The 26666-nt window shown below is 67.3% G+C and carries 24 protein-coding genes; 4 read left to right on the top strand and 20 right to left on the bottom strand.

Translation table 11 applies throughout. From position 1 onward, the window contains the following. Positions 1 to 68: 68 nt before the first annotated feature. Positions 69 to 1013, bottom strand: coding sequence for an IS481-like element ISStma12 family transposase (locus tag ACSYHF_RS02365; RefSeq protein ID WP_111187533.1), 945 nt, complete (start codon positions 1011 to 1013; stop codon positions 69 to 71). Positions 1014 to 1204: 191 nt separating this feature from the next. Then, on the bottom strand, positions 1205 to 1747 hold the full coding sequence (locus tag ACSYHF_RS02360) for a DUF6630 family protein (protein ID WP_053498070.1): 543 nt from the start codon (positions 1745 to 1747) through the stop codon (positions 1205 to 1207). Between the two features lie 90 nt (positions 1748 to 1837). Here ACSYHF_RS02360 and ACSYHF_RS02355 point away from each other — a divergent pair, with 90 nt between their 5' ends. Beyond that, entirely contained in the window at positions 1838 to 2086 is a 249-nt protein-coding gene (locus ACSYHF_RS02355) for a DUF3297 family protein (protein ID WP_005415112.1), read from the top strand. Between the two features lie 79 nt (positions 2087 to 2165). On the opposite strand, the gene ACSYHF_RS02350 is transcribed toward ACSYHF_RS02355, so the two are convergent. The 3 genes from ACSYHF_RS02350 to ACSYHF_RS02340 form a co-directional block, all read right to left on the bottom strand. Further along, a complete protein-coding gene (locus ACSYHF_RS02350) occupies positions 2166 to 3815 on the bottom strand; it encodes a Na+/H+ antiporter (protein WP_005415111.1) in 1650 nt (549 codons plus the stop codon). Positions 3816 to 3932: 117 nt separating this feature from the next. Further along, positions 3933 to 4721, bottom strand: a complete 789-nt coding sequence (locus ACSYHF_RS02345) for a dioxygenase family protein (RefSeq protein WP_164262605.1) — start codon at positions 4719 to 4721, stop codon at positions 3933 to 3935. A 31-nt stretch (positions 4722 to 4752) separates the two neighbouring features. Continuing rightward, entirely contained in the window at positions 4753 to 5163 is a 411-nt protein-coding gene (locus tag ACSYHF_RS02340) for a DoxX family protein (RefSeq protein ID WP_447576059.1), read from the bottom strand. A gap of 95 nt (positions 5164 to 5258) precedes the next feature. On the opposite strand from ACSYHF_RS02340, the gene ACSYHF_RS02335 reads away from it, so the two are divergent. Further along, entirely contained in the window at positions 5259 to 6140 is an 882-nt protein-coding gene (locus ACSYHF_RS02335; protein WP_447576058.1) for a LysR family transcriptional regulator, read from the top strand. A 92-nt stretch (positions 6141 to 6232) separates the two neighbouring features. Here the strand turns inward: ACSYHF_RS02335 and ACSYHF_RS02330 are convergent, their stop codons facing one another. Continuing rightward, positions 6233 to 9295 (bottom strand): bifunctional diguanylate cyclase/phosphodiesterase, encoded by a 3063-nt coding sequence (locus tag ACSYHF_RS02330; RefSeq protein WP_329916175.1) that lies wholly within the window; start codon positions 9293 to 9295, stop codon positions 6233 to 6235. Positions 9296 to 9471: 176 nt separating this feature from the next. Between ACSYHF_RS02330 and ACSYHF_RS02325 the strand changes: the two genes are divergently transcribed. Continuing rightward, positions 9472 to 11583: a M13 family metallopeptidase gene (locus ACSYHF_RS02325; RefSeq protein WP_329916176.1), complete on the top strand. Its 2112-nt coding sequence runs from the start codon at positions 9472 to 9474 to the stop codon at positions 11581 to 11583. 110 nt (positions 11584 to 11693) lie between these two features. On the opposite strand, the gene ACSYHF_RS02320 is transcribed toward ACSYHF_RS02325, so the two are convergent. Continuing rightward, a complete protein-coding gene (locus tag ACSYHF_RS02320) occupies positions 11694 to 12623 on the bottom strand; it encodes an oxygenase MpaB family protein (RefSeq protein ID WP_262220881.1) in 930 nt (309 codons plus the stop codon). A gap of 309 nt (positions 12624 to 12932) precedes the next feature. On the opposite strand from ACSYHF_RS02320, the gene ACSYHF_RS02315 reads away from it, so the two are divergent. Further along, on the top strand, positions 12933 to 13547 hold the full coding sequence (locus tag ACSYHF_RS02315; RefSeq protein ID WP_005415104.1) for a hypothetical protein: 615 nt from the start codon (positions 12933 to 12935) through the stop codon (positions 13545 to 13547). Between the two features lie 39 nt (positions 13548 to 13586). Here the strand turns inward: ACSYHF_RS02315 and ACSYHF_RS02310 are convergent, their stop codons facing one another. From ACSYHF_RS02310 to ACSYHF_RS02250, 13 genes are all read right to left on the bottom strand, one after another. Continuing rightward, a complete protein-coding gene (locus ACSYHF_RS02310; protein WP_197599102.1) occupies positions 13587 to 13931 on the bottom strand; it encodes a hypothetical protein in 345 nt (114 codons plus the stop codon). A 34-nt stretch (positions 13932 to 13965) separates the two neighbouring features. Next, positions 13966 to 14736: a LytR/AlgR family response regulator transcription factor gene (locus ACSYHF_RS02305; RefSeq protein WP_447576057.1), complete on the bottom strand. Its 771-nt coding sequence runs from the start codon at positions 14734 to 14736 to the stop codon at positions 13966 to 13968. After that, positions 14726 to 15985: a sensor histidine kinase gene (locus tag ACSYHF_RS02300; RefSeq protein ID WP_061478621.1), complete on the bottom strand. Its 1260-nt coding sequence runs from the start codon at positions 15983 to 15985 to the stop codon at positions 14726 to 14728. Before ACSYHF_RS02300 ends, ACSYHF_RS02305 begins: the two co-directional genes overlap by 11 nt. Positions 15986 to 16270: 285 nt before the next feature. After that, positions 16271 to 17920, bottom strand: coding sequence for a M28 family metallopeptidase (locus ACSYHF_RS02295; protein ID WP_353075796.1), 1650 nt, complete (start codon positions 17918 to 17920; stop codon positions 16271 to 16273). 360 nt (positions 17921 to 18280) lie between these two features. Then, positions 18281 to 19933, bottom strand: a complete 1653-nt coding sequence (locus tag ACSYHF_RS02290; protein WP_111126875.1) for a CsgG/HfaB family protein — start codon at positions 19931 to 19933, stop codon at positions 18281 to 18283. Between the two features lie 16 nt (positions 19934 to 19949). After that, positions 19950 to 20627 carry a hypothetical protein gene (locus tag ACSYHF_RS02285; RefSeq protein WP_005415096.1) on the bottom strand — a complete coding sequence of 226 codons (678 nt, stop codon included), beginning with the start codon at positions 20625 to 20627 and terminating at the stop codon, positions 19950 to 19952. 100 nt (positions 20628 to 20727) lie between these two features. Then, entirely contained in the window at positions 20728 to 21828 is a 1101-nt protein-coding gene (locus ACSYHF_RS02280) for a hypothetical protein (protein WP_032953880.1), read from the bottom strand. Continuing rightward, on the bottom strand, positions 21819 to 23015 hold the full coding sequence (locus ACSYHF_RS02275; RefSeq protein WP_005415094.1) for a hypothetical protein: 1197 nt from the start codon (positions 23013 to 23015) through the stop codon (positions 21819 to 21821). Before ACSYHF_RS02275 ends, ACSYHF_RS02280 begins: the two co-directional genes overlap by 10 nt. Positions 23016 to 23121: 106 nt before the next feature. Beyond that, positions 23122 to 24384: an RNA polymerase sigma factor gene (locus tag ACSYHF_RS02270; RefSeq protein WP_095379182.1), complete on the bottom strand. Its 1263-nt coding sequence runs from the start codon at positions 24382 to 24384 to the stop codon at positions 23122 to 23124. A gap of 45 nt (positions 24385 to 24429) precedes the next feature. Continuing rightward, positions 24430 to 24786 (bottom strand): DUF1428 domain-containing protein, encoded by a 357-nt coding sequence (locus ACSYHF_RS02265; RefSeq protein ID WP_005415092.1) that lies wholly within the window; start codon positions 24784 to 24786, stop codon positions 24430 to 24432. A gap of 24 nt (positions 24787 to 24810) precedes the next feature. Continuing rightward, positions 24811 to 25221, bottom strand: coding sequence for a VOC family protein (locus ACSYHF_RS02260; protein ID WP_021202152.1), 411 nt, complete (start codon positions 25219 to 25221; stop codon positions 24811 to 24813). Between the two features lie 40 nt (positions 25222 to 25261). Further along, a complete protein-coding gene (locus ACSYHF_RS02255; RefSeq protein WP_005415090.1) occupies positions 25262 to 25684 on the bottom strand; it encodes a VOC family protein in 423 nt (140 codons plus the stop codon). Between the two features lie 67 nt (positions 25685 to 25751). Further along, positions 25752 to 26165 carry a YciI family protein gene (locus tag ACSYHF_RS02250; RefSeq protein WP_053500761.1) on the bottom strand — a complete coding sequence of 138 codons (414 nt, stop codon included), beginning with the start codon at positions 26163 to 26165 and terminating at the stop codon, positions 25752 to 25754. Positions 26166 to 26666 lie beyond the last annotated feature (501 nt).

Genomic DNA, 26666 nt, shown 5'->3' with positions numbered 1-26666 from the left:
AGAGTCGACTGTTAGTCGACTGCTCTCCCATCCGGCCGCGAGAAACCCGCGCTGCGCGCGATAGTCGACTAACTGTGTAAACCCACCACGTTGTTCAGCGGGATTCTGGAAATAGGCGGCTGGCTGCCGATCCCCATGTGGGGTCGGTGCCAGTTGTAGTGATGCAGCCATTCAGGTAGCACGGCATCGCGTTGCTCTGACGAAGCGTACTCGCAGGCGTAGGCCCATTCGCGCAAGCTGGTCTGGATGAAGCGCTCGGCCTTGCCGTTGGTTCGCGGGGTGTAGGGCTTGGTCCGATAGTGCTTCATGCCCAACGAGGCGACGAGTCGAGCGAAGACGCCGGAGCGATAGCAGGCGCCGTTGTCAGTCAGGACACGCTGGAAGGTGACCCCCAGCGTCTTGTAGTACGCCAAAGCGGCCAGCAGCGCTTGGCAGGCCGTTGGGCCCTTCTCATCGGTGTGAACGCTGCTGAAGGCGACTCGGGAGTGGTCATCAATGGCCACATGGACATAGCCCCAGCCACCGCCGCCAGCATTGCCACGCCGATTCGGATCGACCCGGTGTCCGGGCCGGTGGAAGTTGCCGAGTTTCTTGATATCCAAGTGCAGCAAGCCGCCCGGGCTGTCGTACTCATACCGGACCGCCTTCTTCGGTGGGTCCAGAAGGCACAGGCGATTGAGTCCTCGTCGGCGCATCAGTCGTGAAATGGTGCTGTGAGCCACACCCAGTGCCTTGGAAATGGTCAGGTAGGTTTGCCGTTGACGTCGACGCTGGACGATCTGCTCTACCAGTGCCTCGGGGGTGCCATGGGGGCTGCGGCTGGGCCGAGAGCTGCGGTTCTGCAGCCCAATCAGGCCCTCGGCTCGATATCGGGCCAGCCACTTGTAAGCCGTGCGTACACTCACCCCGCAAGCCTGGGCGGCCTCTTCTGGCCGAAGGCCTTGCTCAGTGATGCGGCGGACAAGAAGTTCTCGACTAAACGGCGTCAAACGGGCATTTTTATGATGGTTCATCCGGGCTCTTTGGGGACTGGATAGGTGTGGTAACCACCATTTTCCAAAGATGCCCCGGATGAACAACCTACCGAGAGATCACAACTAACAGTCGACACTACCCCGTCGGGTCGTCCTCAGCGGATCAACCCGTCAGGCCGCGACCAGCAGATCGTCCCCGCCGGGTCGTGCCCGGCGGATCGGCCCATCGCTCAGAACGGGTCGCTGCCCAGTCGGATCTCCACGTTCAGCAGCGAGCACAGCGCCAGCATCGCGTCGTCGTCACGGGTCAGCGCCATCACGCCGGTGAAGCCGTCGCTGCCGGTATCCACGCTCCACAGCGTGTAGTTGTGCTCGCGCAGGCGGTCGAAGGCGGTGGACATCAGCTGCACACCGTCTAGGTCCTCGGCGAAGTCCTCGTCATCCAGGTCGCCGCCCCAGTCCAGCTGCAGGTTGAAGCGCGCCGACAGCTCGTTGACCGCCGACTGCAGCGATTCCAGGTCGTCGCGCTCCACCTCGAAACCGGACTGCCAGGCGATGGCAGTGAACAGCGCCGGCAACCAGTCGCTGTCCGCTTCCAGCGGCTGCCCGTCCTCGGACAGGTGCTCGCGCCAGCGGTTGAACTGCTGCAGGGCCAACTCTTCGTCGCCCGGGTTGATCAGCACCAGCAGGTTCCAGACCCGCGCCTCGAATCCATCCTCGTCGAAGTCGTGGATGTCTTCCTCGAAGTCGAAATAGTCGCTGTTGTCGGGCATGGCGGAACGTCCTCTGGGGCAGGCCGGCATTCTACGGTTTATCCTGTGCCGCTGAAGCCGGCCTTGGTGGCCGTCACTGTGAATGAAGCGATGAGCGATACCCCTCCCGACCACCTGGCGATCAACCCGGCCAGCCCCTTCCATGATGCGCAGGCGCTGGAGCGCGGCGTCGGCGTGCGTTTCAACGACGTCGAGCGCGACAACGTCGAGGAATACTCGGTCAGCGAAGGCTGGATCCGCGTGCAGGCCGGCAAGGCCCGCGACCGCCGCGGCAACCCGATGACGATCAAGGTCAAGGGCAAGGTCGAGGTGTATTTCCTGGACCAGAAGCCGGAATAACCGGCTGTTCCGAGCTGGCGTCAGATCCCTTTCCTGCGGAAAGGGATCTGACCCCGCTCGACGGCGCATGGCCGCCGAGTCACTCGCGCTTGCGCGATTCCAGCAGGTCCAGGTTGCGGATCAGGCGCCGCGAGATCTCATCGGAGATCACCCCGCGCCGGGTCAACCGGAACAGCTCCTCACGCTCGGCATTGAGGCCGGCGCTGCGCAGCTGGCGGTAACCCAGCTCCATGCGCCGGACTTTCTCCGGGTCCACGTCGGGCCCGTCGTTGTCCTTCTCCAGGTGCCGCTGATACAGCAGGCTCACCCGCGAGGCAGCGTCGTTGTACAGCTGCACGTTCTCGGTGTTCTGGTTCATCACCAGCTGCTGGCGCATGCGCTCGACCCCGGCCAGCGCAGCCTTGGACGACAGCCGGCGTGCCAGGTCCTCTTCCTTGCGCTCGCCCGAATCGGCCGGCAGCTGCAGGCCCTTCAGCAGCTGCGGCAGCGCCACGCTGGCGCCGACCAGCGAGAACAGGATCACCGCCGCGGCCAGGAAGATCACCAGGTCGCGCGCCGGGAACGCGCTGCCATCAGGCAGGAACAACGGCAGGGTCAGCACGCCGGCCAGGGTGATCGCGCCGCGCACGCCGGCCACCGAGGTCGCCACCACGATGCGCCAGTTCGGTGCCTCGCCGCGTTCCAGGCCTCGGCGGCGTGCACGCAGCAGGTTCCAGCGCAGCGACAACCATACCCACAGCAGGCGCAACAGGATCAGCGCCAGGTTGATCACCACCACGTACACCAGCAGCCACCATGCACTCTGGTGGCCGGACTCGTTCATGGTGGTGGTGGCACGCTCGACGATGCCGGGCAGCTGCTCGCCCAGCAGCACGAACATGATGCCGTTGAAGCTGAACTGCAGCATGTTCCAGACGCCCGCACGCTGTACGCGCATGCTGCCGGAGACACGGCCGGTCAGCTCGACGTAGCTCATCGCGATACCGGCCGCTACGGCAGCGAGGATACCCGAGGCATGGATTTCTTCGGCCAGCAGGTAGGCCGCGAACGGAATCAGCAGGTTGACCAGCATCGCCGCACCCGGTTCCTCGCCGAAGCGGCGCCACAACCAGCGCTGGAAGGTGGAGACACCGAGGGTGACCGCCACGCCCACCGCAAGGCCGGCCACCGCCACCCACAGGAAGGTCAGCGAGGCCGTGGCCAGCGAGAAGGAGCCGGTCATCACCGCCGCCACCGCGAAACGGAAGCAGACCAGGCCGGACGCATCGTTGAGCAGCGATTCGCCTTCCAGGATGTGCATCAGTCGCTTGGGAATCGGTGCCTTGGAGGCGATCGCGCCGACCGCCACCGGGTCGGTCGGCGAGACGATGGCCGCCAGCGCAAAGCACACCGCCAGCGGCATCACCGGAATCATCCAGTGGATCAGCAGGCCGGCACCGATGACGGTGAACACCACCAGGCCGAACGCCAGTTCGAGGATCGCGCCCTTGTCGCGGAACAGACCCTGCTTGGGGATGCGCCAGCCATCAAGGAACAGCAGCGGCGGCAGGAACAGCAGGAAGAACACCTCCGGCTCCAGCGCGTGGCCGCGGTTGAACACCCCGGCGATGACCGCGCCCAGGCCGATCTGCACCAGCGGCAGCGGCAACGAGAACGGGAGGACGCGAACCAGGTAGCCGCTGGCGACAACGGCCACCAGCATCGCCAGGACGACTTCAATGGTATGCATGCTTCTTCCAGGAAGCGGCGCGCGGGGAGGCTCGAAGGCCAGCGCCGGAAACCCGGAAAAAACTACCACATGCGGCCATGAGCGCGACGGCCGGGGCGGTCGCGCGTCAGCCCCGGCTCATGCCCCGTCGAAGCGGTACAGGTCCATGGCGAGGAAGCCGGCATCGATGCCGGCATCGATGCGGCGTGCACCGAAGCCGTCCTCGCCGGCTGCGCCCATCGCGAAGAACAGCGGCAGCAGGTGCTCGTCGGTCGGGTGCGCGCGTTCGGCGAACGGTGCCTGCCGGCGGTAGTCGAACAGGGCCTGGCGATCATCGGCGGCCAGGCGCTGCTCGACCCACTCGATGAAGGGCCGCACGTACGGCGCTTCCTTGCCGTCCTGGTAGTCGCCCCAGTCGTGCAGGTTGTGGGTGATGCTGCCCGAGCCGACCAGCAGCACGCCCTGCTCACGCAGTGGCGCCAGCGCGCGGCCCAGCGCGAACTGGTGCCCGGGGCCGAGCAGCGGCTGGATCGACAGCGGCACCACGGGGATGTCGGCTTGCGGGCGCAGCAGCCGCAGCGGCACCCACGCGCCATGGTCGAGGCCACGCTGAGGGTCGAGCGCCACCGGCAGGCCGGCAGCGGCGATGCGGCGGGCCACTTCTTCGGCCAGCGCCGGATCGCCGGGCGCCGGGTACTGCAGTTCGAACAGCGCGCGCGGGAAGCCGCCGAAGTCATGGATCGTCGGCGGCTGCGGATGCGCGCCGACCCGCGGCTGCCGACCCAGCCAGTGCGCCGAGGCCATCACGATGGCGCGCGGCGTCGGCAGGTCGCGCGCCAGCTCGGCCAGGCGCACGCCGACCTGGCCCGGATGCAGGGCGGTCATCGGCGAGCCGTGGGAGATGTACAACGAAGGCAGGCGGGACATGGAATGCTCCAGTTGCAGGATCAGGCGGCGATCAGCGCGAACGCAGGGTCCACTTGCCGTCGCCGACCAGGAACAGCACCACCAGCGCCAGTGCCCAGAACGCCGGGTATTCCCAGCCGCCGCCGGCATTGGCGAAACCGAAGCCGTTGGCGCCGTGCACGGTGACGATGGTGCCCAGCAGCAGCGGCACGCCGGCCAGGCCGACCCAGCGCGCGTAGATGCCCAGCAGCAGCGCAGTGGTGATCACCAGCTCGGCGCCGATGGTGAGGTAAGCCAGCACGCCGGGCAGGCCCAACGATTCGAAGAATGCCGCCGTGCCCGCCGGGGTGAACACCAGCAGCTTGATCAGCGCATGGACCAGGAACAGCACGCCCAGGGCCAGGCGCAGCAGGGTGGCGCCGTAAGGGGCCAGCGGCGAAACGGGAGGGGGGGCGGTGTGCATGGGAAGCACCTTGAAGGGAGTGGATACAGGTTATTGCTACTTCACGAGCCGATAAATACGATCGTCTGACGGTATTTATTTCATAAGGCGCAACAATGGACACCCTCGAGGCGATGCGCGTGTTCGTAGCGGTGGTCGAGCGCAACGGCTTCAGTGCCGCGGCACAGGCCCTGGGCATGTCGACCGCCGGCGTCACCCGCCAGGTCGCGGCACTGGAAAAGCGCCTGTCCACCCGCCTGCTCCACCGCACCACGCGGCGGGTCAGCCCCACCAGCACCGGCGCCGCCTATTACGCCCAGTGCGTGCGCCTGCTGGCCGAGTTCGACGCGCTGGAGGCCAGCATCGGCGCGCAGGCGCTGGAACCCTCGGGCACGCTGCGCATCAACGCACCGGTCAGCTGGGGCATCGCCCGCCTTGGCCCGTTGCTGGCCAGCTACCGCGAGCGCTTCCCGCAGGTGGAACTGGACCTGGCCCTGTCCGACCGCCTGGTGGACATGGTCGAGGAAGGCTACGACGTGGCCATCCGCATCACCCGCGAGCCGAGCCCGGCGCTGATCGCGCGCCGGCTGGGCGAATCGCGGGTGAGCCCGTGCGCGGCGCCGGCCTACCTGGCTGCACGCGGTACCCCACAGACGCCGCAGGACCTGCAGGATCACGCATGCCTGAGCTACAGCTACTGGGCCGCTGGCGACCACTGGCCGCTGCAGGGACCCCGCGGTGAAGTGAAGGTGGCGGTGAACAGCCTGCTGCACGCCAACAACGGCGACGTGCTGCGCGAAGCGGCGATCGCCGGCATGGGTGTGATCCTGCAACCCGACTTCCTGCTGGAAGACGCGCTGGCCGATGGCCGCCTGGTACGCGTGCTACCGGAATGGGAGGCCTCGCCGATCGGCATCTTCGCGGTGTATGCCAGCCGTAGCCACCTGGCGCCGAAGGTGCGCAGTTTCATCGACCACCTGGTGGAGGCCGGGGTGTAGCCGAGTCTCGCGCTTGCCGGCCAGCGACCGGCACTACCGTCATGCTTCAGTCGGGTAGTGCCGGCCGCTGGCCGGCAAATACGAAGCCCCGATCAGGCAGGGACTTCATCCAGCGCGTCGATGATCCGCTCCAGCGGCGCCGGCCGCCCCAGCAGGTAGCCCTGCACCTGGTCGCAGCCGTGCGCGGCCAGCCAGTCCAGCTGCCCCGGCGTTTCAACGCCCTCGGCGATGATGGTCAGGCCCATGCTGTGGCCGAGCGACAGCAATGCGCGGCAGATCGAGGCGTTGCGCGGATTGGTTTCCACGTCGGCGACGAAACTGCGATCGATCTTCAGGATGTCCAGCGGCAGGTGCTGCAGGTAGGACATGCTGGAATAGCCGGTGCCGAAATCGTCCAGCGACACGCTGATGCCCTGCTCGTGCAGGCGTTGCATGGTCTGCATCGCCTGCGCCGGCTTGCGCATCAGGCTGCTCTCGGTCAGCTCCACGTGCAGTGCGCCGCGGGCCAGTCCGAACTCCTGCTGGACGCGGGTGAACTCGGCCACCAGGTCGCTGTTGAAGAACTGCACTGCCGACACGTTGACTGCAATCGGCAGCTCGCCCCAACCGGCCTCGACCAGCCGCCGCTGTGCCTTCGCCGCGGCGCGGATCACCCAGCGGCCCAGTGCCAGGATCAACCCGGTGTCCTCGCACAGCTGGATGAACTCGTTGGGCGGGATGAAGCTGCCATCGGCCTGCGGCCAGCGCAGCAGGGCCTCCAGCGCGGCCGGGCTGCCATCGCTGGCGTGCCGGATCGGCTGGAAGTACAGCTGGAACTCGTTGTCGATGGCGGCATGGATGCGCCCGGCCAGGCGCAGGCGGTCGGCCAGCCGCGTGGTCACTGCCGCATCGAACCAGACCACCACGTTGCCCTCGGCACGCGCCGCGTGCGCGGCCTGCGCGGCCATGCCGATCACCTGCTCGGCGCTGTGGCCGTCACCGGCAGTGTGCACGGCCACACCGATGCGCGGTTCGAACTGGTGCAGTGAATCCTTGCCACGCATCGGCGCTGACACGATCTGCAGCAGGTCATCCAGCACGCGCTGGGTATCGTGCTCGGCCCCGATCGCGAACACGAAGTCTTCCGCCGGCTGGAATGCCAGCGTGCCGCAACGCGCCCCCAGTCCACCGAGCCGGGTCGCCATCGACTGCAGCACCGCATCGCCGATCTCACGGCCCAGCGTATCGGCCACAAGCTGCAGGCCACGCAACTGCACGAAGGCGATGGTGTAGCCCTGCTGCTGCTCGTCCAGCTGTTCGGTCAGGGCGCGCACGTTGAGCAGGCCAGTGGCCGGGTTGTGCCGTGCCCGATAGGCCAGGTCGCGCTCGTAGGCCAGCCGTTCGCTGACATCCTCGGCCAGCACGAGGCACGCGGGTTGTCCGTCGAAATCGAGCCTGGACAGGTGTGCGCGCACCTCGAACACACTACCGTCCTTGCGCCGGTGCAGGCGTACGGTCGCGTCCGGAGGATCGCCCACCTGTGCGCGCTGGATGGCACCACGCACTTCGTCCCAGCCTTCGCGCGGGCGGATGTCGAGGATGCTCATCGACAGAAACTCGTCGCGGCTGTAGCCGTACTGGCGCACCGCAGCGTCGTTGACCTCGATGAAGCGCAGCGTATCCGGGTCGAACACCCAGAACGGTGCAGGATTGCGGTCGAACAGCAGCCGGAAGCGGCGCTCGACCTCGCTCACCTGCTCGCGCGCCTGGTAACGCTCACTCAGGTCGGTCAGCGCCCCGATCATGCGCCGCTCGCTGTCGGCCACTTCCACCCGCTGCCCACGTGCGCCCACCCAGCGCACCTCGCCCCCGGGCAATACCAGGCGGAACACCTGGTCGAGCACGGCGCTGCCGGCGAATGCCTGGTCAAAGGCATGCTGCAGGCGCGCGGCATCGTCGCGGTGCACGCGTGCGAAGAAATCGGCAACCGGCAGCGCATCGGTCTGCACGCCAAAGATCTCGCGCGCCAGCGGCGACCAGCGCAGCAGTGCGGCGTCCTCATCCACGTACCAGGTACAGACACGACCGACCTGGTGCGCAAGACGCAGCTCGGCGTGGCCTGTTTTCAGCTCCTCGGCCATGGCCTGCTGGCTGCGGGTGCTGCGCCGCACGGCGTACAGCAGCACCAGCAACACCGCGATGTAAGCCAGTACGATCGCCACCGACGCCTGCAGGTACGGCCACCACGGCGCCAGTACGTCTTCGTCGGCCAGGCCGACCTGCACCGCCAGCGGGCTGTGTTCCAGCGTGCTGATGGTGATGATGCGCGGTACGCCGTCGACCACACCCGGCACGCTTCCCAGCTCGACCACCGCCTGCGTGCCGAGCAGGTCACGGCGCGGCAGGTCGTAGCGGCGGCCCACCGTGCCGTGCGGATCAGGCACGCGGGCCAGCATGTAACCCTCGGCATCGCTGATCGAGACCAGTCCGTTGGGGCCGACATCGAGGCCGCCGACGATGCGTTGCAGTTCGCCACAGCGCAGCCGCGCCAGCAGCCAGCGCCCGTCGGCCATCGCCAGCGCCAGCGGCACCACCCAGCCGCCATCGCTGGCCCGCTGCGGCGGGCCGATGTACAGCGCGCTGCCCAGGCCACGGCGCTGCGGATCGGTCCACAGCGGCAGCTGCAGGTCGCCCGTGCCGGCCGTCAGCGGTCGGCCATGGCTGTCGAGCACGACGATGCTGTGCAGCTCGGCATGCCGGCGCAGCACGCCGCCGATGGAGGCATCCATCAAGGCCGGCGCCTGCGCCGGCACGCTGCGGAACAGCTCGGCGGCGTCGGCGGCGATGCCGGACATGGCGCGCTCCAGGTTGCGCAGTTCCAGCGCCAGCAGGCGCTCGCTGCCCACCGCCAGCGCCCGGCTCTGCCGCTGTGCCGCTTCCAGGCGGCGGTGGTAGTCATTGACCAGCATGAGGGTCAGGCCGGTTACCAGCAGCACGCCCAGCAGCACTCCGCCCCAGGTAATGGCGCGCAGCGGGCGGGCCAACGCGCGTTTCAGCGCGGGCATCGGCGGGTGTTCCTTGTGCAGTCGGCTGGCTTCATGCGCGAACGAATCCTCCACGTCCCCGACCTCAACGGCCGGTGGACGCCATTCTTGACGCCTGACCCGCCCCCGCATGGCCACCTCCCCGTGTCCGCGCAGGGCTCCAGGGTCCAGCATGCACCACCCCGGTGACGGCGTGAAGATCGCGTCTGCGCGTTCAGCCAGATCCTGCACAGGACGGGCGGCGCAAGGACGCGGCCAGTGGCGCCGGAGCGGATTAGACTTGGGGTTTTCCGCTGCAAGAGAAGTCCATGTCCAAGCTGCGCCGTCCCACCCTGGCGCTGGCCATCGTTGCCAGCCTGTCCCTGGCCGCCTGTGACCGCCCGGCCGAACCGGCCGCCGGTGCCACCGCGCCGGCCGATGCCGCCCCCGCTGCGGCCAAGCCGATGCTGGGCAGTTTCGGCTTCGATGCCAGCGGCATGGATCGCAGCATCGCCGCCGGCGACGACTTCTTCGGCTTCGCCAATGGCACCTGGGTGAAGAACACCGAGATTCCGGCCGACCGCTCGCGCTTCGGCAGCTTCAACGTCATTGCCGAGAAGACCCTGGCCGATACCCGCGCCATCCTTGAAGGGGCGGCCGGCAACACCAAGGCCAGCGGTGACGACAAGCTGATCGGCGATTACTACGCCGCCTACATGGATGAGGCTGGCATCGAGCAGCGCGGTCTGGCGCCGGTGCAGCCGCAGCTGAAGGCGATCGATGCGATCGCCGACAAGGCCGGGCTGGCCCGTGCCCTGGGCGGCGACCTGCGCGCCGACGTCGACCTGCTCAATGCCACCAACTTCTACACCGACCGCCTGTTCGGCCTGTGGGTGTCGGTGGACCTGCTGCAGCCGGACCGCACCGCGCCGTACCTGGTGCAGGGCGGGCTGGGCATGCCCGACCGCGATTTCTACCTGGGCGGCGGCCGCATGGCCGAGCTGCGCAAGCAGTACCAGGCCTACATCGCGCAGATGCTGCAGCTGGCCGGTGTGGCCGACCCGGCCGGCAAGGCGCAGCGCATCCTGGCACTGGAAACGAAGATCGCGCAGGCGCATGCCACCCAGGAAGAAACCAATGATGTGACCAAGGGTGCCAATCCGTGGACCCAGGCCGACTTCAATGCCAAGGCGCCCGGCATGGACTGGAACGCCTTCCTCGACGCGGCCGCGCTGGGCAAGCAGCAGGACTTCATCGTGTGGCAGCCCAAGGCCGTGGCCGGCCTGTCCAGGCTGGTCGCCACCGAGCCGCTGGACGCCTGGAAGGACTACCTGGCCTTCCACGCGCTGGACCGTGCCGCCGCCTACCTGCCGAAGAAGTTCGCCGATGCCCGCTTCGCCTTCCATGGCACCGCGCTGAGCGGCACGCCGCAGCAGAGCGACCGCTGGAAGCGCGCCGTGGATGATGCCAACCACGCAGTGGGCGAAGCGATCGGCAAGCGTTACGTCGAAAAGCACTTCGACGCCAAGACCAAGGAACGCGCGGACGAGATGGCCAAGAACATCATTGCCGCCTTCGCCAAGCGCATCGACGCGCTGGCGTGGATGTCGCCGCAGACCAAGGCGAGCGCCAAGGCGAAGGTGGCCGGCCTGACCGTGGGCATGGGCTATCCGGAAAAGTGGCGCGACTACACCGGCCTTGAGATTCGCCGTGATGACCCGCTGGGCAATGCGCAGCGCGCCGAGCTGTTCGAGTACCAGCGCAACATCGCCAAGCTGGGCAAGCCGGTCGACCACAGCGAGTGGGCGATGCTGCCGCAGACCATCAATGCGATGAACGTACCGCTGGAAAACCGCCTGGTGTTCCCGGCGGCGATCCTGCAGCCGCCGTTCTTCGACGGCGCCGCCGACGACGCGGTGAACTACGGTGCGATCGGCGCGGTGATCGGCCACGAGATCAGCCATGGCTTCGACAACGCCGGTGCGCTGTTCGATGAAACCGGCAAGCTGCACAACTGGTGGACCGCCGAGGACCTGAAGCAGTTCAACGCCGCCGGTGATGCGCTGGCCGCGCAGTTCAGCAGCTACGAGCCGTTCCCGGGCGTGCATGTGAACGGCAAGCTGACCCTGGGCGAGAACATCGCCGACGTGGCCGGCCTGGGCACCGCCTACGATGCCTACCAGCTGTCGCTGCAGGGCAAGCCGGGCCAGACCCTGGAAGGCTTCACCCCGGACCAGCGCTTCTTCCTCGGCTTCGCCCAGGCGTGGCGCAGCAAGAGCCGCGAGCAGGCGCTGCGCAACTCGCTGCTGACCGATGTGCATGCACCGGGCCAGTTCCGCGCACTGACCGTGCGCAACATCGACGCTTGGTACCCGGCGTTCGAGGTGAAGGAAGGCCAGAAGCTGTACCTGGCCCCGGACAAGCGGGTCAAGGTGTGGTGATGTAACCGGAACGGGCGCCGCAAGGCGCCCGTTTCACTTGCGGGTAGCTGCCAACCTTGGTTGGCGCTTCCGCGGCACCGCGTGAAAGGCGTGCCAACCAAGTTTGGCACCTACCAGGCAACCGCGGGCCACTCGCGCAGGATCTCCACCGGCGCGCCCATGCGTGCAGAGGCGCGACTGGCCAGGCCATCGGGCAGTGCGCGGCGGAACAGCGGCGCCATGCCCTGCATCAGCTTCGCAGACGCCGCCGCCTGCGCGCGCTGGCGGCCACTGCGTTCAAGCATGCCTTCGGCCCAGTCCGGCAGCAGCGCCGCGCCCGCACCGAGGAACACCTCGCGCGACAGCCCCGGCACCGGTACCGGCAGGCGCACGCCGGACAGCACCTCCAGCACCTCGCGCGAGCGCTCATCCACACGCAGCTCCGGCTGACGTGCACAGAAGTACGCCGCCACTTCCGCTTCGCTGCGCGGCACATCCACCGCGCCCAGTGCCTCGGCCACGCAACGGTACTCGTCGTAATAGCGATCGGCGATGTGCGCCGGCACCTCGCGCCCGTAGCGTCGGAAACCCTGCAGGAAACCGAAGGCTTCGGTCACGTGCACCCAGGTCAGCAGTTGCGGATCGTCGGCGGCGTAGGGCTCGCCCTGCGCGGTCTGCCCGCGGATCTGCGCATGGATGCGGCGCACCTTGGCCACCAGCGCCTCCACCTCGCCGCTGGGCGCATAGCTGGTGCCGGCAACGAAGGCCGTGGTGCGGCGCAGCCGACCCACCAGGTCCTGGCGGAAATTGGAGTGGTCATAGACCCCGGCCAGCGCGCGTGGGTGCAGTGTCTGCAGCATCAGCGCGCACAGGCCACCGGCGAGCATCGAGGGAAATTCGGCGTGCAGCCGCCAGGTGACGCTGTCCGGCCCGAACCAGCCCGGGTCGCCCTGCGGATGGTCGTAGTCGATACCACTCTGGCCGCGCGGGAAGGCGTCCAGTACCCAGCGTCGGATCGGCGCCGTGACGGGGCGGGAGAGTCGCTGCAGCAAAGCCGGCATCACAGGTCCAGGAAAGGCGGAAGAACAGTCGCGTCTTGCGCGGTTGGCTCCGATTCTCGGCGATCACGCCTCCTGCGGCGAGCCTCCCCGCTCAGCGACGGTTTCATGTGCGGCCGCAGCACGTTTCACCCTGCGACATCCTGTCGCAGGCCGCGACTGCGATGCTGCATCGCGCCAATTTTCACTCCCGCCGGTCAAAGCCTTGCGCCGCTTGGCATTGCCCCCATTGCACGGCTCGCTGGAAGTGCTAGAACTGGATCCGCCACACCGTCCAATGCTGATCGACGCACGTTCCACAAGGAGCCAGCCATGATTGCCTTGTTCAAGGGTTTGGGAATTCTGCTTCGCGACAACGAGCTCTACAGCAGCCCGTTCGACAAACAGGTGGCGCACTGGCGCAACCTGAGCGAGCAGCAGATCCGCGATGAAGTGGCGGTGCTGGCCCAGGCCAAGTGCCAGTGGCTGATCGCGTCGATCGTTGGCTGGCAGGCGGCCTCGCTGCTGATCCTGGGCCTGATTGCCAACTACCTGTGGCGCGACGATTTCCATATCACCTTCACCCGCGTGGTGATCGTGTTCGGCTCCTGGGTCTCGATCCTGTTCGTGATCTGGTTCATGGCCAACATGTTCGATCAGCAGGCCGGCTTCGAGCGCTGGATGAAGGCCTTCAACAGCCGCGCCCGCATCAGTTCCAAGGCCGACAGCGTCGAGCACGTGGCCGAGGCGCTGGACCTGGCCGAGCACTACCCGGAAGTGCTGGACTACAAGCAGGCGGTCACCGCCAAGCGCGAACTGCGCCACGAGGACATCCGCATCATGACCGAGATCGGCCGGATGAAGCAGCACTCCGAACTGGTCGGCCGCCTCAACCATGTGGGCGAGACCGAGCACCATCACGACCTGACACTGCAACCTGCCTACTGAGCCTTCAGGGAAGCGGGGGGACCCACACTGCCACCGTGATCACTCACGGTGGCAGTGTTCTATCGGGTCCTGGCTGACGCACTGGCGGAAGCCGTCGGGCAGGCCACGCATGGCCTCGGTCTTGCCTGCTGCAACTGCGAACCGGCGCAGCGGCGGTGTGGTACACGCCGCATCGGGGCTGCAGCCCGGATCGAGCACCAGGTAGTGGCAGGCACCACTGCTGCTGGCCATGCACTGGAAACGAGCCTCGCCATCGACGACGGTAGCCTTGCTGTACAGCGTGTCCACGCCGTTGGCGTGGGTGCGCGTGATCGAGGTGTTGCGGGATTTTTCGCAGCCGGCCAACGCCAGCACGACAATGCACGCAATCAGCAGACGGGACATGTTCATTCCTCGGTGCAGGGGGATGCGGCTGCGGCTACATGCCGCGGAACAGGCTCATGAACGGCTGGCTGACCACCAGCGTCTCCGTGCGCCCGCGCAGGCGCAGCACGCCGCGCCCGGTATCGTCGCGGCTGACCGCCGCCACTGCCTTCATGTTGACGATGGTCGAACGATGGATCTGGCGGAAGTGCTGCGCATCGAGCACTTCCAGCAGCTCGCGCAATGGCGTGCGCAGCAGGCTTTCGCCGCTGGCGGTGACCACGGTCGTGTACTTGTTGTCCGCGCGGAAGTAGGCCACGTCTTCCAGCATGATCAGCTGCGTCTCGCGCCCGTTGCTGGCGGTGATCCAGGCCAGTGGCGGGCGCTCGGCAGCGCCCTGCGATGGGCCCAGCCGCTGCAGCAGGCGCTCCAGCACGGCATCGTCCTGGCGCGTCGATGGCAGCCGCGACAGGATGCGCTCGCGGGTGGCCAGCAGGCGCTCGTCGCTGACCGGCTTCAACAGGTAATCCATCGCGCCCTGCTCGAACGCATCGATGGCGTACTGGTCGTAGGCGGTGACGAACACTACCTGGGTGCGCGGGCTCAGCTCGGACAGCGAGCGTGCCACCTCGATGCCGCTGATGCCAGGCATGCGGATATCGAGAAAGGCGATGTCCGGCTGCTTCTCGGCCAGCTGCTCCAGTGCGCTGGCACTATCCTCGCACTCGGCCACTAGCGCGAGGTCCGGCCACAGCCGGCCCAGCTGCTCCACCAGTGACTGCCGCAGCAGGTCCTCGTCTTCGGCGATCAGGGCTTCAAGCGGCATGGCTGCGCTCCTTGTGCGACTGCGGCAGGGTCATGGTCGCTGCCACGCCGCTGGGGAAGTTGGCGACGATCGCCACGCCGGCCTGCTCGCCACAGGTCAGGCGCAGGCGCTCGCGCAGGTTCTTCAGGCCGATGCCGGTACCACTGGTGCCCTGGCCGAAGCCGAGCCCATCGTCGGCCACGGTCACCGTCACGTGGTCGTCGAAGCCGCGCGCCAGGATCCAGATCGTGCCGCCGCCGGGCTTGGGTTCAAGGCCATGCTTGATCGCGTTTTCCACCAGCGTCTGCAGCGCCATCGCCGGCAGGTGCACGCCATGCAGTTCGTTGGGCACCTGCACTTCCACCGCCAGCCGTGCGCCCATACGGATGCGCAGTATCTCCAGGTAGGCGCGGGTGCGTTCCAGCTCCACGCCCAGCGTGGACACCGATTCGTCCACCTGTGGCAACGAGCTGCGCAGGTACTGGATCAGGTGGCCGAGCATCTGCTCGGCCCGTGCCGGGTCGGTGCGGGTCAGCACCTGCGCATTGGCCAGCGTGTTGTAGAGGAAGTGCGGTTCCACCTGCGCATGCAACAGGTTCAAGCGCGCCACCGACAGTTCCTTTTCCACCTGGGTCTGTTCGGCCGCAGCCTGTTCGTCGCGGCGCTGGTCGGCGACGCGGCGACTGATCGCACGGGTGACTGCTTCGGCGTTCTCGAAGTTGCTGCCCTCGTCCAGCGCCAGCAGGTCGGCCCACCAGCCAGCATCGGGTTCGAACAGCAGGGTAACGGTGCTGGTGCCCTGCCCCGGCGTGACCGTTGCCAGCACGCTGTTGCGCTTGATCGCCAGCCGCGCCGGCAGGTTCCAGCGCGAGGGCTGACGCCCATTCCAGAGATCCACGCGGCGAACATAGGCGCGCACCTGCAGGCTGCCGGCCGAGCTTTCCACGTCTTCCACGCGGGGTAGTTCGGAGATTGCCGCCTCCACCACCGAGAAGGCGTGGCCGGCGTCCATCGGCAGTTCGATCTGGCGGCGCTGGCGACCGGACAGGGTGGTGGCATCCAGGCGACCGGCCACCAGCCAGACCCGGCGGATGTGGGTGATGGCACTGCCCAGCGCGGAAATGATCAGGAACATCGCCAGCAGGCCGAAAATCCAGCCCGGGCCATCGTTCATGCCACTGAAGATGCCGCTCCAGACCATGCCAGCGACGAACAGCGCCGCAGCCCAGGCCAGCAGGTGACGGAACAGGAGTGAAAGGCTGGCGAACACGGCGGCGCCTTGGAGGAAGGGGGTGAGCCGAGCATAGGGCGGCCGGCCGGGCAAGCAAGCGCCCTGCGACGAAGGGCCGGAAAGTGCGGATGGAAGCCGCTATGGAAATGCCGGGAACGCGCCTGCGCATTCGCGCTGGCGCTCCCACGGCTCGCCTGCGCAAGCCGTGGGCCCCATCTCACCAGCACCCACACCCCCGCGCCTATGGCGCCGCCCCCTGACTCAGGGGACGGTTGCCCGGACCGAGTGCGGTTGCCGGCCAGCGGCCGGCACTACCGAACGCCCTTACTTGCGCTGGCCGGCGCTGGCGTCACGCACGGCGCGGAACGACTCGTCCTTGCTCCAGTTCGGCCAGGCACGGGAGTTGGCCAGCTGGTTGCCCAGCGTGTACAGCACTTCCAGGTCGCGGGCGGCACCGGCGAACACCCAGTCCGGCTGCCATTCGTCGCCCTGCTGGTGGTAACGCTTGGCGGTGTAGTCCTCGGAGGCCTTCTTGCCCGCAGCCACGCCACCGTCCACCCAGTCCTGGCCGGCCGACCAGGACAGCGCCGGCACGCCACGCTTGGCGAACGGGAAGTGGTCGGAGCGGAAGAACAGGCCCGCTTCCGGCTTCGGGTCCGGCGTGTAGCGGATGTCCCAGCCCTTGGCCACGTCCTTCAGCTGGTCCAGCAGCTCGAAACGCGCGGCACCGTAGATGCCGAAGTCACGCGACGGGCCGAACGGCGCCATGCCGTCCATGTTGATCACCGCCACGGTCTTTTCCAGCGGGTACAGCGGATGGGTGGCGTAGTACTCCGAACCCAGCAGGCCCTTTTCCTCGGCGGTGACTGCCAGGAACAGCACTGACCTCTCCGGGCGCTTGGCCTTGGCGAAACCACGGGCCAGCTCGATCAGCGAGGCAGTACCGCTGGCATTGTCCAGCGCACCGTTGAAGATGCGGTCACCGCGCGCGTCCGGCTCGCCCACGCCGATGTGGTCCCAGTGCGCGCTGTAGATGATCGTCTCATCCGGATGGCGGCTGCCTTCCAGGCGTGCGGCCACGTTGTGCGAGGTGATCACTTCGGTCTTCACCGCGTACTTCGCGTCCAGGCTGGCGCCGGTCAGCGGCACCGGGGTGAAGTCGCGCTGCTGCGCCTTCTTCTTCAGCGCCTCGAAGTCCTGCCCGGCGGAGCGGAACAGCTCCACCGCCAGGTCGCGCTGGATCCAGCCTTCCAGCAGCGGGTGGCTTTCGGCCGGGTTGTCGCGCACCACGTCGAACATGGTGTTGGTGTTGGAACCGGCCACGGTGGCCCAGCCATAGGAGGCCGGTGCGGTCTCGTGCACGATCAGCACACCCAGTGCACCCTGGCGCGCGCCTTCCTCGTACTTGTAGGTCCAGCGGCCGTAATAGGTCATGCCCTTGCCGTCGAAATCACCCTGGCCGGTTTCGAAGTCCGGATCGTTGATCAGTACGACGGCAATCTTGCCCTTCAGGTCCACGCCCTTGAAGTCGTCCCAGTTGCGCTCCGGCGCTTTCACGCCATAGCCGAGGAACACCAGCGGGGCCTTGCTGATGTCAACGTTGCTGGCGCCGTTCATGGCGGCGCGCACGGCAATCTGCTTGCCCTGCTCCAGCGCAACGGTCTTGCCGCCCTGGTGCAGCGCCAGCTGCGGTGTGCCGACGATGTCGCCCTTGCGCAGCGGCACGGCCTGGGTCCAAAGGCGCTTGCCGTCCTTGAGGTCGCCGCCCGGCTGCAGACCGGCGTCGGCAAATTGCTTGCTGAGGTAGGCGATGGTCTTCTCTTCGCCGGCGGTGGCCGGCGAGCGGCCTTCGTAGGCGTCGGAGGCCAGTTCCTTGACGTCGGCGGAGATCCGCGCGCCATCGAATTTCGGGGTGGCCGCCATCAGTGCGCTCGACACTGACAAGGCCAGCAGGCCCAGTGCTACTCGCTTCATTGCTCTCTCCAGCAGGGAAATCTCTCTGGAGTGTAATGGGATTCGGCAGGGCTGCGCCCTGCACCCGCCGAAGCCAGGGCAGCAGCAACAGCTGGAGCAACAGCAACAGCAGAAGCAGGCATTCGGTGGGATGGCGGGGTGGGTCCGGTTGCGGGGGACGCCGTAAACCCGTCCTTGGGGGCTTGGCCGCGGCATTCATGCCGCGGACACCCCCGCAACCGGACCCACCCCGCCTTCGACAGATCTCTGCTGCTGTTGGTGGGTGTCGACCTTGGTCGACACGGACGGAAACACGAAGGGGTCAGAGCCCTTTCCCGGCGGGAAAGGGCTCTGACCCCATCTGTGTGTTGCTTGGGCGTGTTACCAGTTCGGGTCTTCGGCCGGGGCGGCAGCAGGCTTGGGCTTCGGCTTGGCGGCCGGGCGGGCGGCGGCTGCAGCCGGGGCGGTCGCGCCCGCAGCAGCGGCGGCAGCCGGCTTGCTGCCCAGCTTCTGGCGCAGTTCGATCTGGCCCGGACGGAAGCCGCCGCGCATCGCGTCAACGCCGTCTTCGATGGTGCCGTACGAGGTCTGTGCAGCCACGCGGTCGATGCGGATGGTGCAGCATGGGTGTTCGCTGCGGCCCAGCGAACGGCCGGTCTGCGGGTCCTTCAGTTCCTCGCCCAGGCGCACAGCCTGCCAGCGCTGGCCGGCCTGCACGGTGTCACCGCCCTGGCTCAGCACCACCTGGTCACCGTCCACCGACACCACCGACACCGGGAACAGCGTGGTGACGATGCTGGTGCCGATCTGGCCGGACAGCGATTCCATCATCGCCGCAGCCATGTTGCGGCCGTTGACCACACGCGGCAGGGTGCTCGGGCCGGTCGAGGCCAACTGGTGATCGAAGCTGTCGGACATCACCACCTGGCCGGTGGTGGCGTTGACCAGGCGCAGGGTGATGCGGCCGCCACCGGAGTATGAGGTCACCTGACGGTCGGACATGCGCAGGTTGCGCACGCTGCGCGGGTACTCGAAGCGTTCGATGGTCGGGATCAGGATCAGGTCGGTCGCCAGCTGCTGGCCGACGCGGGCAGTGTCCTGCAAACGCACGTTGCCGCTGTTGATGTGGTCGATCTCGGCCTGCAGTTCGTCGCCGAACTCGCGATCCAGCACGATGAAGCGCTGGGTCTGGGTCAGCGTGTCGGACAGGCGTGCGCGGATCGCGTCGGCCACTTCATCGGCGCTCACGCGGCCATCGCCCACGGCATAGCTGCCGGCCTTCGTACGCGGCAGCGCGACCACGATCTTCGGCTTGCCCTGCTCGTCCGGTGCGCGGTACTGGGCGATCTGGGCACGCACGCGTACCTTCCAGTAGCTGCGCATGCTGCGGTGGGTCACGTCGGAATCGAACGAGCTTGCGCCACGCTTGGCATCGACGCTGACCTTCTCGTCGTAGCGCTCCTTGACACTGGCCGAGGCACCGCCGCCCTTGGCCGTGGCTTCGCCAGAGGCGCTGGCAGAGGCCGAACCCTTGAAGCTCCAGCCTTCATCGCTGGCGCGCACGCGCGCGATGGTTTCCTCGTCCAGCTGCCGCACTTCGTCCTGCGACAGGATTTCATAGCCCAGCACCGCGCCCTGCGAGCCGGCGATCATCTGCTGGGTGAACGCGTCGGCGCGGATATCGCCGACGTGTTCGTCATCCACATCCACATGCAGGCCTGCACGCAGGCCCTGCATCTGGCTGGCCACGCGTACACCGTTGACCTGCGCCACCGCCGACTGCAGCGCCGCCAGCACCGCCAGTTCCGGGGTGCTGCCGATGCCGTCGGCCTCGCGCGCGACCTGGGTGGTGCCGCCGAAATCCGGCGTGCCACGCAGGGGCGCTGCTTCCACTGGCGCATTGCTGGCCAGTGCACTGGTTGCCTTGTCCTTGGCGGGTGTGGGCGCATCGGCGGCCGGGGTGTCCTGCTTGCCGCAGGCTGCAAGCAGCACGGCGGCCAGGCCCAGGCCGATCAAACGGGAGGTCGTACGCATGGGGTTGATCCTCGGATCAGATCGAGTCGAGCATCGAATCGGCGTTCGACGGCACCTTCACCTTGCTCTTCTTGGCGAAGGTCACGGCCGACTTGGTCGAGCCGTACAGGCCCTGGATGAAGCCCGGCGATTCCTTGGCCACCCATGCACCGGCAGCCAGTTTGCGGCCGACGGTGGCCATCTGGGTGGCGCCCAGGTTCTTCATGCCGGCGGTGAAGTTGCTGGCTTCGCCGCCCAGCTTCTGCGCTTCGGCAGCCGACGCCAGCAGCGAGACCAGGCCTTCGGCATAGTGCTGCTTGGATTCAGCGTTCAGCTCCGGCTGCGCGGCCTGGCGCTCGTCGATCGCGGCCTGGGCGGCTTCGCTGACCGACACCGACTTCTTCATCGCATCGACGCTGACCGAACCCGACGACAGCGCCTGGCGCTCGGCTTCCAGCAGCTGCACCTGCTCGGCCAGGCCGAAGGCACGGGCGAACGAGGTCTGGGCCTGCAGCGAGTGCGACTGCGAGCTGACGAAACGACGCACCAGTGCTTCCTGCGCGGCTTCATCCGGTGCGGCGGCGCTGGAGGCGCTGCTGCTGGAGGTACCGGTGGCGGCGCCGGCCAGGTCCTTCAGCTTGCCCAGGCCAGCGTGCGCCGGCATCGACAGGGTGGCGGCCGCGATGGCCAGGACAAGAGCGGTATTGCGGATCATGTGAGAGTCCTTTGGGAGAGACGGCCGCGGTGCGGCACGTGGGGAATCGGTGAGCCCCGGGGCGATGCCGAGCGCGCTCGGCACCCACCGGGGCGGCGGATCAGCGGACCGCCTTGACGTTCAGTTCGTTGATCATCTGCTGGGCGGCCTTTTCGGCAGCCAGCTGCAGGGCATTGGTACGGGCCACGGTTTCATTCGGGCCGGTGCCGGAGAACTGCACCGGGCCGACCGACGACACGGTGCGCGGGAAACGACCGGTCACATCCAGCACCTTGCCGGTGACGGTGACGAACACGCGGGTGTTGCCACTGGCCGGATCACGGTCGCGCATGCCGATGTCGAGGGTGCCGACGGCGATGTACGGAATGTTGGCCGCACGGATGCCGTTGGCGGTGTCACGCAGGGTGGCCGGGGCCAGGTCGTTGCCGGTGCTGAAGTCCTTGCGGATGCGCTCGATGCTGAGCAGGCCACGCGATTCGCCTTCCACGTATTCGGCTTCAACCACTTCGTAGCCCGCGGCGCTGAAGGCCCCGGTCATCGCGGTGTTGACCTCGGCGGCGTTGGCCACCTTCCAGGTGATGTTGTCGGCGCGCGCGGTGGTGCTGCCGCCGCTGGTGACCGACACCGAACCATTCTGGTTGATGCTGCCGTTGGTGCTGACCGAGTTGCCGCGGAAGCTGTCGCCCTCACGGGTGTTCTCGCTGTAGCTGCTGCTGGCGTCGACGCGGCGGTATTCCTTGTCCTGGAACGACTGCACGGTGTCCTGCGAGCGCGCCATGAACAGGAAGGTCAGCAGCGAGCGCTGCGCGGCGGTGGCACCGGCCACGGCCGAACCCGCATCCAGCTTGGTCTGCAGCAGGGTGGTGTTGATCTCGGCACGGACGGTGACGGTGTAGGTCTTGGCCTTCTTGTCTTCGGTGTCCGACAGCTGCACCGCGCTGAGCACGTAGCGGTCGATCTCGCCGATGAACTCGGCGCGGCGCGCTTCGAACAGGCGCAGCTTGGCCGCACCGGTTTCGGCGATGTATGCCTCCAGGGCGTTGACCTTGGCCTTGTTCAGGGCCTGGGCACGGGTATCGGCACTCAGGCGCAGGCCGTAGCTGGCCGAACCGGTGCCGCGCGAACTCGCGGTCTGCGCAGCGACCGGCGAGGCCACCACCAGCGCGATGAGGATGAGCAGGATGGTACGCATCAACGACATGACTTGATCAACTCCTGGAGGGCTTGGGTCTGCTGCTGCAACGGGCGGCCGCCCGGCTTCTGTTCGTCCAGCCAGGCGCGCGAATCGGCACGCTTGGCGGCGGCGCCGGCGAAGGCATCGAGCCCGGCCAGCAGGGTTTCGTAGCTGGCCGACCACTGGTCGACCTGCCACTGCGTGGCCGGAACCACCTTGGTGGCCCCCTTGCGCAGCGGCTGTTCGAAATAGACCTTCCCCGAGAACGGTTCGGTCACCTTGGCGGTGAAGAAGGCGCCGAACAGCATCGTCTTCATCGCCGGGGTTTCCTCGATCACGCCGTTCTTCAGTGCATCGACCTGCAGGTTGATGACGTAGTCGGGTTCGGGAATCTTCAGCTGGTAGACCTTGCCGTCGGCAAAGCGGGCAGCCATCGCGCCACCGATCGCCTGGCCCGAGGCCGGCGGCAGCAGCCCGACGCCGGTGTTGGACGACAGTGTCTTGGACAGTTCATGGGCCAGCGTGGCGCGCAGCGGCGCTTCCCACTTCGGGTCGGGCAGCTTGGCGCGGACCGCGTCGGACAGGGTTACACCACCGACCTGCAGACGGCGCACCGCCGCGTCGGGCAACCTGGCCTGGGCAAGGCTGGCCGCCAGCACCTGCGACAGGCTGGTATCGGCGCCGCCATACAGCAGATCGGCGACGATCGCGTCGATATCGTCGTTGTCCGGTCGGTAATCCTGCACGTCGATGCGCTGCAGCGTAAGCGGATAGGACGCGATCACCTGGCGCTCGCGGAAGTCGAAGAACAACGCCTGCAGCGCCACTTCCACCAGCACCTTGTACTGGTCACCGATCGGCTCGACCGAGACCAGTTCGCGGTCCAGCGCGGCGGCCAGCACGGTGGCGCTGGTGGTGCCGTCGAGCATCGCCACCGGCTGGTCGATCAGCTCCAGGTGGGCCGGTGCGCGGCGCTTGAGCGACTGCGCCAGCGTCTGGTTCAGCGGGACCAGGCCACGCCGTTCCAGCACCGCATGCGCATGCGGCGTGGTCGCCTGCACGGCGGCGGCGTCAGCGGTATAGGCAAAACCGGCCCAATAGGCCTGTTGCGATTTGTCCGCGGCCTGCACGGCCGTCGGCCATACGGCCAGGCACAGGGCACAGGCAAGCAGGCGCGCAAAAGCGCGCGATGCGCTCTTCGTCCTTGAATACATCCAACCGCTCCTCGGTCAATACGCACGGAATGCGGGCGCTGATGCGTCCGCTGGGCGCGAAACATAGCCGCTCAGGCGCGCGGCGACAAGTGCTGTCCTTGTCGGCTCAGTCCGTGGGGGGCAGGCCGGCCCGTTGCCGCAGCAGTCTGCGCTCGGCCTGGTTGTGGCTGAGCCGAGCCGCCTCGCCAAAAGCGTCACGCGCATCCTGCTCGCGCCCCAGTGCCTGCAACAGCTCGCCACGCACCACCTGCAGCGGCGCGTAGTCACGCAGGCGCGCGTCGACCAGCAAGGGCTGCAGCTGCGCCCAGGCGGCAAAGGGACCGTCGCTGCGCAGGATCGCCACCACCCGGTTCAATGCCACCACTGGCGAAGGCTGCACCTGCAGAAGCTGTGCATAGAGCGCAGCAATGCGCGGCCAATCAGTGGCGTCAGCGCGACGCGCAGCCGCATGGCAGGCCGCGATGCGCGCCTGCAGCACGTAGGGATCCTGCCCGCCGCCTGCGGCCAGCGCACGTGCCAGTGCCTGCTGACCACGTTCGATCTGCAGCCAATCCCAGCGCGCGCGGTTCTGCTGGTCCAGCAGCACCGGCGCGCCCTGCGCGTCCACCCGCGCCGCTGCACGCGAGGCCTGCAGCTCCATCAGCGCCAGCAGGCCCAGTACCGGCGGCACCGGCAACCGATGGGCCAGGATGCGGGCCAGGCGCAGCGCTTCCTCGCACAGTGCCGGGCGCATCCAGTCATCGCCGGCGCTGGCCGCATAGCCTTCGTTGAACACCAGGTAGATCGCCTCCAGCACCGAAGCCAGGCGCTCCGGCATCGCCTCCGCGCGCGGCACTTCATAGGGCACCTGCTTCTGCGCCAGGGTGCGCTTGGCGCGCACGATGCGCTGGGCGATGGTCGGTTCCGGCTGCAGGAACGCGCGTGCGATCTCCACGGTGGTCAGGCCACCGAGCAGGCGCAGGGTGAGTGCCACGCGCGCATCGGCCGGCAGCACGGGATGGCAGGCCACGAACATCAGCCGCAGCAGGTCATCGCCCAGGTCATCCTCCAGCGCCTGGTTGTCATCGGGTGCCGGCAGCGCCGCCGGATGCAGTTCCTCGCCCCATTGCGCGTGCTGCTGCGCCACGCGCTGGTGCTGGCGCAGCACATCGATGGCACGGTTGCGCGCGGTGGTCATCAGCCAGGCTCCGGGGTTGTCCGGGATGCCCTGCTCCGGCCAACGCTCCAGCGCGGCCAGCCAGGTGTCCTGGGCCAGTTCCTCGGCACGGCCGACATCGCCACCGAGCAGCCGCGCCAGGCGCGCGATCAGCACTGGCGACTCCATCCGCCAGAGGGTTTCCAGACGCTGCGTCAGTGCGGGCTCGAGCATGCGCCGATCACAGCACGCACGCCCGGCCCGCACAAGCGCCGCAGCTCACGCTTCAACAATCGGCTTGAAGCCACCCCAGAACATGCGCCGGGTATCGAACGGCATGTCCTTCGGGCCCAGCGACGCCAGCCGCGGGTCGGCCATCACCTTTGCGTTGATGCGGTCGCGTGCCGCGCGCGAGCGGAACACCACGAAGGCGACGATCACCGTCTCGCCCGGTTTCGCCTTGACCGCGCGCGGGAACGAGGTGCTCTTGCCCGGTTCCACATCGTCGGCCACGCATTCCATGTACTGCAGCGCGCCATGGTCCTTCCACACCACGCCGGCCTTGCGGGCAAGGCGGCGGTAGGCCGCCACCTTGTCCTGCGGGCACGGCAGCACGTACGCATCCACGTAAGCCATGAGGGTCCTCCCTTGCGGCGGCCGTCAGCCCGGCTCGCCATCCATGTGTGCGATTTCCCAGAGATGGCCATCCAGGTCCTGGAAGCCGCGCTGGTACATGAAGCCCAGGTCGCGCGCCGGCTGCGGCTCGCTGGCGCCGGCGGCCAGTGCCTTGTCCACCAGCTCGTCAACGGCCTTGCGACTGGGTGCCGAGAGCGCATTGATCACTTCGGTGTGGGTGTGCGCGTCGGCAATCGGCTTGTTGGTGAACTGCTGGAAAAAAGGTTGGGTCAGCAGCATCACATAGATGCTCTCGCTTATGACCATGCCAGCCGCATCGTCATTGGTATAGGTTGGATTGAAGCTGTAGCCCAGCGCGGTGAAGAATGCCTTGGACTTCTCCAGATCCTGCACGGGCAGGTTGACGAAGATCATCTGCGGTTGTGGTGCACTCATTGGTAACGCTCCTTGCGGATGAAGAGGAAAGAGGGAGGGATCAGGGCTGCTTCATGCAATTGACCATCCACGGCTTGCCGTAACGGTCGATCAGCATGCCCCAGCGATGTGCCCAGAACGTTTCGGCGATCGGCATCTGCACCTGGCCACCTTCGGCCAGCGCAGCGAACACGCGTTCGGCTTCTTCGATGCTGTCGACGTCGACATTGATGGTGGTCGAGCCGCCCTCGCCACCGCCGGGACCGTCGGCCGCCATCACGATGGCGCTGCCGATTTCCAGCTGGCTGTGCGCAACGTGGTCGAGGGTTTCCGGCGGCATTTCGTTGCAGCCCGGCGAGCCATCGGAGGGCGGCATGTCGCGGTACTTCATTTCCGAGGTGACCTGGCCACCGAGTGCCTTGGCATAGAACGCCATTGCCTCGTGGGCCTGGCCGCTGAAGCCGAGGAAGGGAATCAGTCTCATGGCAATACTCCGTTGTGCGGTTCAGGGCGATAGTGCCGGGGCGTGCCCGGCAGGGAGAGGAATCGGATCAGCCTTCCAGCTGTGCACGCAGACGCTGTTCCTGCTGCTGTAATTCGGGGGTGAAGGCTTCACCAAAGTCTTCTGCGGAGATCAGCGGACGCAGTTCCAGCGTGCCGCCCTCGCCGAACGGCGCACGGCTGGCCCATTCAACGGCCTCGTCCAGCGACCGCACCTCCCACAGCCAGAAGCCGGCGATCTGTTCGCTGGCAGGACCGAACGGACCGGCCTCGACCTTGGGTGCCCCGCCGCCGAAATGAATGCGACGGCCGCGCTGGGTGGCGTGCAGGCCTTCACCGGCCAGCATGATGCCGGCGGCCACCAGTTGTTCGTTGAAGGCGCCCATTTCGGACAGTTCCTGTTCGCTGGGCATGCGGCCGGCTTCGGAGTCGGCGTTGGCCTTCACGATCACCATCACTTTCATTTCGGTCTCCCGTGGGACGCGTGGTGCGTGCCCTTCACTGGGTACAACGAACCAGGGGGCTGGGAATCGACACGTCCTCTGAAAATTATTTCTTCCGTGGAAAGCGCGCCTTCGGCGAAGGTCGGCGAACGGCGGAGCCCCTCCGTGGTGGGTTTGGGTGGTCGCTGAAAGCGCGGGTTCATGGCTTTGGCCGGGTGGGTAGGCGGGTCGGGGGACGCCGTAAACCCATCCATGGGGGCTTGGCCGCGGCTTGCTCGTGTGCGCTGTCCTGCGCACACGGCAAGACCTGGGTTGGGCATCGTGCCCAACCCGCCCGAGGCATGCCTCGGGCCCATGCCGCGGACACCCCCGCCCCGCCTACCCACCCGGCCCTGAACAGTTTCCTGCCTCCGGTACCCACCACGGGAAGATCAAGAGAAAAGGCAACAGCAACAGCAAAAGCAAAGGCGGTTGGCTGGCGGGCTCGGCTTTGCGAGCGAAGCGACCCGCTTTTGCTCTTGT

The organism is Stenotrophomonas maltophilia group sp. P373, from assembly GCF_053295075.1.
Note: the sequence above shows the minus strand (reverse complement) of the source record. Positions and strands in the feature narration are given on the sequence as shown.

Excerpts from the sequence above, each read along its gene's own strand:
- ACSYHF_RS02365 (WP_111187533.1), bottom strand. The coding sequence starts at position 1,013 with ATGAACCATCATAAAAATGCCCGTTTGACGCCGTTTAGTCGAGAACTT.
- ACSYHF_RS02360 (WP_053498070.1), bottom strand. The coding sequence starts at position 1,747 with ATGCCCGACAACAGCGACTATTTCGACTTCGAGGAAGACATCCACGAC.
- ACSYHF_RS02355 (WP_005415112.1), top strand. The coding sequence starts at position 1,838 with ATGAGCGATACCCCTCCCGACCACCTGGCGATCAACCCGGCCAGCCCC.
- ACSYHF_RS02350 (WP_005415111.1), bottom strand. The coding sequence starts at position 3,815 with ATGCATACCATTGAAGTCGTCCTGGCGATGCTGGTGGCCGTTGTCGCC.
- ACSYHF_RS02345 (WP_164262605.1), bottom strand. The coding sequence starts at position 4,721 with ATGTCCCGCCTGCCTTCGTTGTACATCTCCCACGGCTCGCCGATGACC.
- ACSYHF_RS02340 (WP_447576059.1), bottom strand. The coding sequence starts at position 5,163 with ATGCACACCGCCCCCCCTCCCGTTTCGCCGCTGGCCCCTTACGGCGCC.
- ACSYHF_RS02335 (WP_447576058.1), top strand. The coding sequence starts at position 5,259 with ATGGACACCCTCGAGGCGATGCGCGTGTTCGTAGCGGTGGTCGAGCGC.
- ACSYHF_RS02330 (WP_329916175.1), bottom strand. The coding sequence starts at position 9,295 with ATGCGGGGGCGGGTCAGGCGTCAAGAATGGCGTCCACCGGCCGTTGAG.
- ACSYHF_RS02325 (WP_329916176.1), top strand. The coding sequence starts at position 9,472 with ATGTCCAAGCTGCGCCGTCCCACCCTGGCGCTGGCCATCGTTGCCAGC.
- ACSYHF_RS02320 (WP_262220881.1), bottom strand. The coding sequence starts at position 12,623 with ATGCCGGCTTTGCTGCAGCGACTCTCCCGCCCCGTCACGGCGCCGATC.
- ACSYHF_RS02315 (WP_005415104.1), top strand. The coding sequence starts at position 12,933 with ATGATTGCCTTGTTCAAGGGTTTGGGAATTCTGCTTCGCGACAACGAG.
- ACSYHF_RS02310 (WP_197599102.1), bottom strand. The coding sequence starts at position 13,931 with ATGTCCCGTCTGCTGATTGCGTGCATTGTCGTGCTGGCGTTGGCCGGC.
- ACSYHF_RS02305 (WP_447576057.1), bottom strand. The coding sequence starts at position 14,736 with ATGCCGCTTGAAGCCCTGATCGCCGAAGACGAGGACCTGCTGCGGCAG.
- ACSYHF_RS02295 (WP_353075796.1), bottom strand. The coding sequence starts at position 17,920 with ATGAAGCGAGTAGCACTGGGCCTGCTGGCCTTGTCAGTGTCGAGCGCA.
- ACSYHF_RS02290 (WP_111126875.1), bottom strand. The coding sequence starts at position 19,933 with ATGCGTACGACCTCCCGTTTGATCGGCCTGGGCCTGGCCGCCGTGCTG.
- ACSYHF_RS02285 (WP_005415096.1), bottom strand. The coding sequence starts at position 20,627 with ATGATCCGCAATACCGCTCTTGTCCTGGCCATCGCGGCCGCCACCCTG.
- ACSYHF_RS02280 (WP_032953880.1), bottom strand. The coding sequence starts at position 21,828 with ATGTCGTTGATGCGTACCATCCTGCTCATCCTCATCGCGCTGGTGGTG.
- ACSYHF_RS02275 (WP_005415094.1), bottom strand. The coding sequence starts at position 23,015 with ATGTATTCAAGGACGAAGAGCGCATCGCGCGCTTTTGCGCGCCTGCTT.
- ACSYHF_RS02270 (WP_095379182.1), bottom strand. The coding sequence starts at position 24,384 with ATGCTCGAGCCCGCACTGACGCAGCGTCTGGAAACCCTCTGGCGGATG.
- ACSYHF_RS02265 (WP_005415092.1), bottom strand. The coding sequence starts at position 24,786 with ATGGCTTACGTGGATGCGTACGTGCTGCCGTGCCCGCAGGACAAGGTG.
- ACSYHF_RS02260 (WP_021202152.1), bottom strand. The coding sequence starts at position 25,221 with ATGAGTGCACCACAACCGCAGATGATCTTCGTCAACCTGCCCGTGCAG.
- ACSYHF_RS02255 (WP_005415090.1), bottom strand. The coding sequence starts at position 25,684 with ATGAGACTGATTCCCTTCCTCGGCTTCAGCGGCCAGGCCCACGAGGCA.
- ACSYHF_RS02250 (WP_053500761.1), bottom strand. The coding sequence starts at position 26,165 with ATGAAAGTGATGGTGATCGTGAAGGCCAACGCCGACTCCGAAGCCGGC.